Genomic DNA, 7,375 nt, shown 5'->3' with positions numbered 1-7,375 from the left:
GGCTGGGCGGTCATCGCCGGCGCGGGCGCCGGCTCGGTCCCGGGCCGGGCCTCGACGCCGGAGTGGTTCTCGGCCTCGGGCCGCGGGTACGGCGCGGGCGCGGTGCCCTCGGGCCGCTGCCCGGCGACGCCGGCGTAGCCGACCGGGTACTCGGTCATGAGCTCCACGAAGCGGTCGAACAGGTCCGACGCGTCGTGCGGGCCCGCGGCGGCCTCCGGGTGGTACTGCACGGAGAACGCCGGGAAGTCGAGCCCGGCCATGCCCTCGACGCAGCCGTCGTTGGGGCAGGTGTGGGTGATCTGCGCGCGGCCGTAGGGGGTGTCGAACTCCTCGCCCGCCTCGCCGGACACCGCGAAGCCGTGGTTCTGCGAGGTGATCGCGATCCGCCCGGTGGCGTGCTCGACGACCGGGATGTTGATGCCCCGGTGGCCGTAGCGCAGCTTGTAGGTGGACCGGCCGAGCGCGCGGCCGAGGATCTGGTTGCCGAAGCAGATCCCGAACAGCGGGATGCGCCGCTCCAGGACCTGCCGGGCGAGTGCGACCGGGCCGTCGGCGGTGGCCGGGTCCCCCGGGCCGTTGGCCAGGAAGAAGCCGTCCGGGCGCAGCGACTCGACGGTCTCGATGGTGCTCGACGCGGGCAGCACGTGCACCTCGATGCCGCGGGCGGCCATCATCCGCGGGGTGTTGAACTTGATGCCGACGTCCAGGGCGGCGACGACGAAGCGCCGCTCCCCCACCGCGGGCACCACGTAGGTCTCGGCGGTGGTGACGGCGCCGTAGAGGTCGGCGCCCTCCATCTGCGGGGCCTGCCTGACCCGCTCGACCAGCTCGTCGTCGGCGGCGAGGGCGGTGCCGGAGAAGATCCCGGCGCGCATGGCGCCCTGCTCGCGCAGGTGGCGCACCGCGGCGCGGGTGTCGATCCCGGCGATCCCGACGACCTCCTGGGCCCGCAGCGCGTCCTCCAGCGAGCCGGTCGCCCGCCAGTTCGACGCCCGCCGGGCGGGGTCGCGCACGACGTAGCCCGCGACCTGGATCGCCCGCGACTCGTCGTCCTCGTCGTTCCAGCCGGTGTTGCCGATCTGCGGTGCGGTCTGCAGCACGATCTGGCGGTGGTACGACGGGTCGGTGAGGGTCTCCTGGTAGCCGGTCATGCCGGTGGTGAACACGGCCTCACCCAGGGTCTGCCCGGTGGCGCCGTAGGCCTCACCGCGGAAGATCCGCCCGTCCTCGAGAACCAAAAGCGCGGTCACTGCACAACCTTCCCGTCCTGCGCGGTGATGCGTCCCCGCAGCACCGTCGCGACCACCGTTCCGGGCAGCCGCATTCCCTCGTACGGCGTGTTCGCCGCCTTGCTCGCCAGCTCCGCACCGCGGACCGTCCAGACCCCGTCCGGGTCGACCAGCGCGAACGTCGCCGGCTCCCCCTCCGCGATCGGACGGCCCTGGTCGGGCAGGTTCCCGATCTCCGCGGGGCGCTCCGACAGCACCCGCGCGACGCCGTGCCAGTCCAGCAGGCCCGGCTCCACCATCGTCTCGACCAGCACCGACAGCGCGGTCTGCAGGCCCAGCATGCCCGGCTTCGCGGCCTGCCACTCGGTGTCCTTGTACTGCGCGGCGTGCGGGGCGTGGTCGGTCGCGACGACGTCGATCACGCCCTCGGCCAGCGCCTCGCGCATCGCGCGGGTGTCGTCGGCGGTGCGCAGCGGCGGGTTGACCTTGTTCACCGGGTCGTAGCCGGTCAGCCGGGAGTCGGTGAGCAGCAGGTGGTGCGGGGTGACCTCGGCCGACACCCGCACGCCCTGGGCCTTGGCCGCGCGCAGCACGTCGATCGTGCGGGCGGTGGAGATGTGGCAGACGTGCAGGCGCGCGCCGGCCTCGCGGGCCAGCGCGCAGTCGCGGGCGACGATCGTCTCCTCCGCGGTGGCGGGCCACCCGGCGAGCCCGAGGCGCGCGGCCACGGCACCCTCGTGCGCCTGGGCGCCGCCGGTGAGGCGGTGGTCCTCGGCGTGCTGGGCGATGACGACGTCGAGCGCGGAGGCGTACTCCAGCGCGCGGCGCATGATCAGCGGGTCGTTCACGCAGCGGCCGTCGTCGGAGAACATCCGCACCGCGGCGTGGGAGGCGGCCATCGTGCCGAGCTCGGCGAGCTTCTCGCCGCCGAGGCCGACGGTGACCGCACCGACCGGGTGCACGTCGACCAGCCCGATCTCCTCGCCGCGCCGGCGCACGTGCTCGACGACGACGTCGGAGTCGGCGACCGGGGTGGTGTTCGGCATCGCGAACACGGCGGTGAACCCGCCGAGCGCCGCGGCACGGCTGCCGGTCTCGATGGTCTCGGACTCCTCGCCGCCCGGCTCGCGCAGGTGCACGTGCAGGTCGACGAAGCCGGGCAGCAGCACGGCGCCGTCGGCGTCGAGGACCTCGGTGCCCTCGGGCGCGGTCAGGCCGGTGCCGATGGTGGCGACGACGCCGTCGGCGACGAGCACGTCGACCGGGTCCCCGCCGTAGGGCCGGGTGTTGCGGATCAGCAGGTCGGTCATTCGGGAGCTCCGGCGAGAAGGTGGTAGAGGACGGCCATCCGCACGTGCACGCCGTTGCGCACCTGGGCCAGGACGGCGGAGTTGGGGGCGTCGGCGACCGCGGGGGCGATCTCCATGCCGCGGATCATCGGGCCGGGGTGCAGGACGACCGCGTGGTCGGGCAGGAGCCTCGCGCGGTCCTCGGACAGCCCGAAGCGCACCGCGTACTCGCGCGCGGAGGGGAAGAAGCCGCCGTGCATCCGCTCGGACTGCACGCGCAGCATCATGACCGCGTCGAGCGCGGGCAGCTCGGCGTCCAGCTCGTGGGACACCCGGCACGGCCAGGACTCGACGCCGGTGGGCAGCAGCGTCGGCGGCGCGACGAGCACGACCTCGGCCCCGAGGGTCGCGAGCAGCAGCACGTTGGACCGGGCGACCCGGGAGTGCAGGACGTCGCCGACGATCCCGATCCGCCGCCCGGCGATGCCGCCGAGCCGGTCGCGCAGGGTCGCGGCGTCGAGCAGCGCCTGGGTGGGGTGCTCGTGGGTGCCGTCACCGGCGTTGACGATCGCGGTGGGGGTGCCGGTGACCTCGCGGTCGGCGTCCGCCCAGTGCGCGAGCCGGTGCGCCGACCCCGAGGCGGGGTGGCGCACGATCACGCAGTCCGCGCCCATCGAGGACAGGGTCAGCGCGGTGTCGCGCAGCGACTCGCCCTTGGAGACCGAGGAGCCGGAGGCGGACACGTTCACGGTGTCGGCGCTCATCCACTTGCCGGCGATCTCGAACGACACCCGGGTGCGGGTGGAGTTCTCGTAGAACATCGTGATGACCGTGCGGCCGCGCAGCGTCGGCAGCTTGCGCACCTCGCGGCCGAGCAGCGCCTCGCGCAGCCGGTCGGAGGTGTCGAGCAGCGCGGTCGCCTCGGCGGCGTCGAGGTCGGCGACCGAGAGCAGGTGTCTCACCTGTCCCCCTCTCCCTGGGTGATCCAGACGCCGTCGCTGCCGTCGATCTCGGTCAGCGAGACCAGGATCTGCTCCGAGCGCGACGTCGGGACGTTCTTGCCGACGTAGTCGGCGCGGATCGGGAGCTCCCGGTGGCCGCGGTCGATCAGCACGGCGAGCTGCACCGCGCGCGGACGGCCCTCGTCGCGCAGGGCGTCGAGCGCGGCGCGGGTGGTGCGCCCGGACATGAGGACGTCGTCGACGAGCACGACGAGCCGGTCGTCCACGCCGCCCTCGGGCACCGCGGTGGACTCCAGCGCACGGGCCGGGCCGCGGCGCAGGTCGTCGCGGTAGAGGGTGGCGTCGACCGAGCCGACGGCCGGTGCGGCGCCGGCGAAGTCGGTGATCGCGGCGGCGAGCCGGTGGGCCAGGTGCACGCCGCGGGTGGGGACGCCCAGGAGCACGAGCCCGTCGGGGTTCTCGGCGCTGAAGGCGGTCTTCTCGATGATCTGGTGCGCGATGCGCGCGACGGTGCGGGTGACGTCGGCGGCGGACAGCAGTTCCCGTGCGGGCTGCTGTGCGTCGGCGTCCCCGCGGCGGTTCTGCGCCACGAGGTGGTCTCCTTCCCCGCCTCACCGGACGGGTCTTAAAGGACGGTCGTACACGAGCTGTGCGCCAACCTAGCAACTCGGCGGGTGCCCGCGCGGGACGGCCGCAGCGCGTCACACCGCGAGCCGCGCCACAGCCGCGTCACCCGTTCGAGGTCACGTTCCCGTCACGATGCGCGATGACCGACGGCCGTCCGGCACGACACCTTGCGATACCCGATTCTGCCCATGCGCACCCACAGGGGCGGGTGGTGGGATCGCGTACCCACACCCTGCGCTACCGCTGACGAGGGACGTGGACTGCCCCGTTCGTGTGGGAAACCGCTCGTCAACCCCCCGAGCAGGGGGTCGAACTTGACGGTGCCGGACCGGACCCGGAGGATTACTCTCCGTATCAATCAGCACGCGTGCAGCAGTGCCGCGACGAGCGGGACGGTCGGGACGCCGGCACCCGCCGGAGCTGCCGCCCCGAACGGGACCACCCACAGGGGCGACGACGCGGCAGGCGCGACAACGCCACCGGTGCACCGCCGGTGACCGGCCGGTCCGGCCACACCGGTACGGACCGTCAGGAACGAGGAGATCGATGGGCGACTACGCCAAGGCGCTCGGGGGCAAGCTCCGGGCGATCAGGCAGCAACAGGGGCTCTCCCTGCACGGCGTCGAGCAGAAGTCGGGCGGACGCTGGAAGGCGGTCGTCGTGGGCTCCTACGAGCGCGGGGACCGTGCGGTCACCGTGCAGAAGCTGGCCGAGCTGGCCGACTTCTACGGCGTCCCGGTGGCCGAGCTGCTCCCCGAGGGCCGCATCCCCTCCGGCAGCGAGCCCGCGACGAAGATCGTGATCAACCTGGAGCGGCTGCAGCAGCTCCCCGCGGACAAGGTCGGGCCGCTGGCCCGCTACGCCGCGGCCATCCAGAGCCAGCGCGGCGACTACAACGGCAAGGTGCTCTCGATCCGCGCCGAGGACCTGCGTTCGCTCGCGATCATCTACGACATGTCCCCCGGCGAGCTGACCGACCAGCTCATCGACTGGGGAGTGCTCCCGCCCGAGGCGCGTCCCGGGCAGCACGTGGGATGATCTGTTCCACCGGCCGCGTCCCAGGGGAAGGGTGACGCGACCGGTCGGGCGGTGGCCGGGGTCTGCACAGTCCCCCGGCCACCGCCCTTCGTGCGTTCAGGCCCTGGTCAGAGGGTCGCGCGCAGGTGCTCGGCGATGTCGGAGATCTGGCCGAGCACCCCGTTGACGTAGCGCGGGGAGTCGTCGGTCGACAGCGTCCGGGCCAGCTCGACGGCCTCGGTGATCGCGACCGGGTCGTCGACGTCGTCCACCCACAGCAGCTCGTAGATCCCGAGCCGCAGCAGGCCGCGGTCGACCGCGGGCATCCGGTCGACGTCCCAGCCCTCGGCGTGCTCGGCGATCAGCTGGTCGATCCGGTCCCGGTGGGTCGCGACGCCCTCGACGAGCCGCGCCGCGTAGTCCTGCACGGGCGGCGCGTCGTCGGTCTCGCGGCGCGCGGCGAGCACGGACAGGGCGTCCTCACCGCGGGCCTCGGCCTCGAAGAGGATGTCCAGTGCCCGTTTACGGGCCTTGGTGCGTGCGCGCACCTCAGCTCACGCGGCCGAGGTAACGGCCGTCCCGGGTGTCGACCTTGACCTTGGTGCCGCTCTCCAGGAACAGCGGCACCTGGATCTCGGCGCCGGTCTCCAGGGTCGCGGGCTTGGTGCCGCCGGTGGAGCGGTCACCCTGCAGGCCCGGGTCGGTGTGGGAGATGACCAGCTCGACCGAGGTCGGGAGCTCGATGAACAGCGGCTCGCCCTCGTGCAGCGACACCTGGGCGGAGGCGTTCTCCAGCAGGTAGCGCGCGGCGTCACCGACGGCCTTCTCCGGGATCGGGATCTGGTCGAAGGTGTCGCCGTCCATGAAGACGAAGTCGGTGCCCTCGCGGTACAGGTAGGTCATGTCGCGGCGGTCCACCGTCGCGGTGTCGACCTTGGTGCCCGCGTTGAAGGTCCGGTCCACGACCTTCCCGGACATCACGTTCTTCAGCGTGGTGCGAACGAACGCACCGCCCTTGCCGGGCTTGACGTGCTGGAACGCCGTCACGGTCCACAGCTGGCCCTCGATGTTCAGGACCAGGCCGTTCTTCAGGTCGTTCGTGGTCGCCACGTGCGCGCTCTCCTGCTCGGATCTCGGATTCGTGCGTCGGTCAGGGTACCGCCACCCGGTTCACCGGCCCGCCCGAGGGGCGGGCGACCTGCCAGGATGGGCGCCATGACGGTGCGGGTGGTGGTGGCCGACGACCAGGCGGTGGTGCGGGCGGGGCTGCGGACGGTGCTCGCGGCGGCGCCGGACATCGACGTCGTCGGGGAGGCCGGGGACGGCGCGGAGGCCGCCGAGCTGGCCGAGACCCTGCGCCCGGACGTCGTGCTGATGGACGTCCGGATGCCCGGCACCGACGGCATCGAGGGGACCCGGCGGATCCGCGCGCTGCGCGACCCCGGCATCCGTGTGCTGGTGGTGACGACGTTCGACCTGGACCGCCACGTCTACGACGCCCTGCGGGCCGGCGCGTCCGGCTTCGTGCTGAAGGACGTCGAGCCGGAGGACCTCCAGGTCGCGGTCCGCACCGTGCACGCCGGGCACGAGCTGTTCGCGCCGTCGGTCACGCGGCGGCTCGTCGGCTCGTTCGTCCCGGCCGACCCGCCCGCCCCGGCCGGGCCCGCGGCCGGGCTGACCGAGCGGGAGCGGGAGGTGCTCGGGCTGGTCGCCGCCGGGCTGTCCAACGCCGAGATCGCCGACCGGCTGGTGCTGGGCGGCACGACGGTCAAGACCCACGTCTCGAACCTGCTCACCAAGCTGGGGCTGCGCGACCGGGTGCAGCTGGTGGTGTTCGCCTACGAGCACGGGCTGGTGGGAGCCGCCGGTGCCGACGGCTGAGCCCGGCACAGACGCCCCCGCTCCCGCTCCCACGCCGCTGCCCGGCACGCGCGCCGGGGACGTCGCGCTGGCGGTGCTGGCGCTGATCCTGGTCGCCCAGGAGCTGGTCACCGCCCTGGTCCTGGAGATCCCCGGCTACACCCACCGGCTCCCCCTGCCGCTGTCCGTGGCGCTGGCGGCGGTGCTGAGCCCGGCGATGGCCGCCACCGTGCTGCTGCGCCGCCACCGGCCGCGGCGCGCCTACCTGGTCCTGGCCGTGCTCGCCGCCCCGGCGATGGCGTTCCTCGGCGGGTTCGCGACGTTGCTGTGGCCGCTGCTGGCCTTCTCCGTCGCGCGGGCTCCGCAGCGCGGACCGGCCGGCGCGGCGGCC

General features: G+C 73.6%; 8 protein-coding genes and 1 pseudogene. 3 read left to right on the top strand and 6 right to left on the bottom strand.

The window, feature by feature from the left end; all coding sequences use genetic code 11:
* Positions 1-149: 149 nt before the first annotated feature.
* The 4 genes and pseudogenes from carA to pyrR form a co-directional block, all read right to left on the bottom strand.
* A pseudogene (gene carA, locus GTW08_RS01020) lies at positions 150-1,250 on the bottom strand (glutamine-hydrolyzing carbamoyl-phosphate synthase small subunit); the annotation flags it as partial.
* A complete protein-coding gene (locus GTW08_RS01015; RefSeq protein WP_073574692.1) occupies positions 1,247-2,539 on the bottom strand; it encodes a dihydroorotase in 1,293 nt (430 codons plus the stop codon). The gene GTW08_RS01015 and the pseudogene carA, both read right to left, overlap by 4 nt.
* Positions 2,536-3,480, bottom strand: coding sequence for an aspartate carbamoyltransferase catalytic subunit (locus tag GTW08_RS01010; protein ID WP_073574691.1), 945 nt, complete (start codon positions 3,478-3,480; stop codon positions 2,536-2,538). Before GTW08_RS01010 ends, GTW08_RS01015 begins: the two co-directional genes overlap by 4 nt.
* Entirely contained in the window at positions 3,477-4,070 is a 594-nt protein-coding gene (pyrR, locus tag GTW08_RS01005) for a bifunctional pyr operon transcriptional regulator/uracil phosphoribosyltransferase PyrR (protein WP_062395627.1), read from the bottom strand. The genes GTW08_RS01010 and pyrR overlap by 4 nt, the downstream gene beginning before the upstream one ends.
* 583 nt (positions 4,071-4,653) lie before the next feature.
* Here pyrR and GTW08_RS01000 point away from each other — a divergent pair.
* Positions 4,654-5,145: a transcriptional regulator gene (locus GTW08_RS01000; protein ID WP_020625790.1), complete on the top strand. Its 492-nt coding sequence runs from the start codon at positions 4,654-4,656 to the stop codon at positions 5,143-5,145.
* A 107-nt stretch (positions 5,146-5,252) separates the two neighbouring features.
* On the opposite strand, the gene nusB is transcribed toward GTW08_RS01000, so the two are convergent.
* Entirely contained in the window at positions 5,253-5,672 is a 420-nt protein-coding gene (nusB, locus tag GTW08_RS00995) for a transcription antitermination factor NusB (protein WP_073574690.1), read from the bottom strand.
* Between the two features lies 1 nt (position 5,673).
* Positions 5,674-6,234 carry an elongation factor P gene (gene efp, locus GTW08_RS00990; protein WP_073574689.1) on the bottom strand — a complete coding sequence of 187 codons (561 nt, stop codon included), beginning with the start codon at positions 6,232-6,234 and terminating at the stop codon, positions 5,674-5,676.
* Positions 6,235-6,339: 105 nt separating this feature from the next.
* Here efp and GTW08_RS00985 point away from each other — a divergent pair, with 105 nt between their 5' ends.
* Both GTW08_RS00985 and GTW08_RS00980 read left to right on the top strand, forming a co-directional pair.
* The gene (locus GTW08_RS00985) at positions 6,340-7,005 is read left to right on the top strand and encodes a response regulator (protein ID WP_073574688.1); all 666 of its coding nucleotides are present in this window, start codon (positions 6,340-6,342) and stop codon (positions 7,003-7,005) included.
* The coding region (locus GTW08_RS00980) for a hypothetical protein (protein WP_202416228.1) at positions 6,992-7,375 on the top strand (384 nt) is incomplete at its 3' end. The genes GTW08_RS00985 and GTW08_RS00980, both read left to right, overlap by 14 nt.

This window comes from Pseudonocardia sp. SID8383 (assembly GCF_009864975.1).
Lineage (GTDB): Bacteria > Actinomycetota > Actinomycetes > Mycobacteriales > Pseudonocardiaceae > Pseudonocardia > Pseudonocardia alni.
The sequence above is the reverse complement of the archived record's forward strand: the minus strand, read 5'-3'. Positions and strand labels throughout refer to the sequence as shown.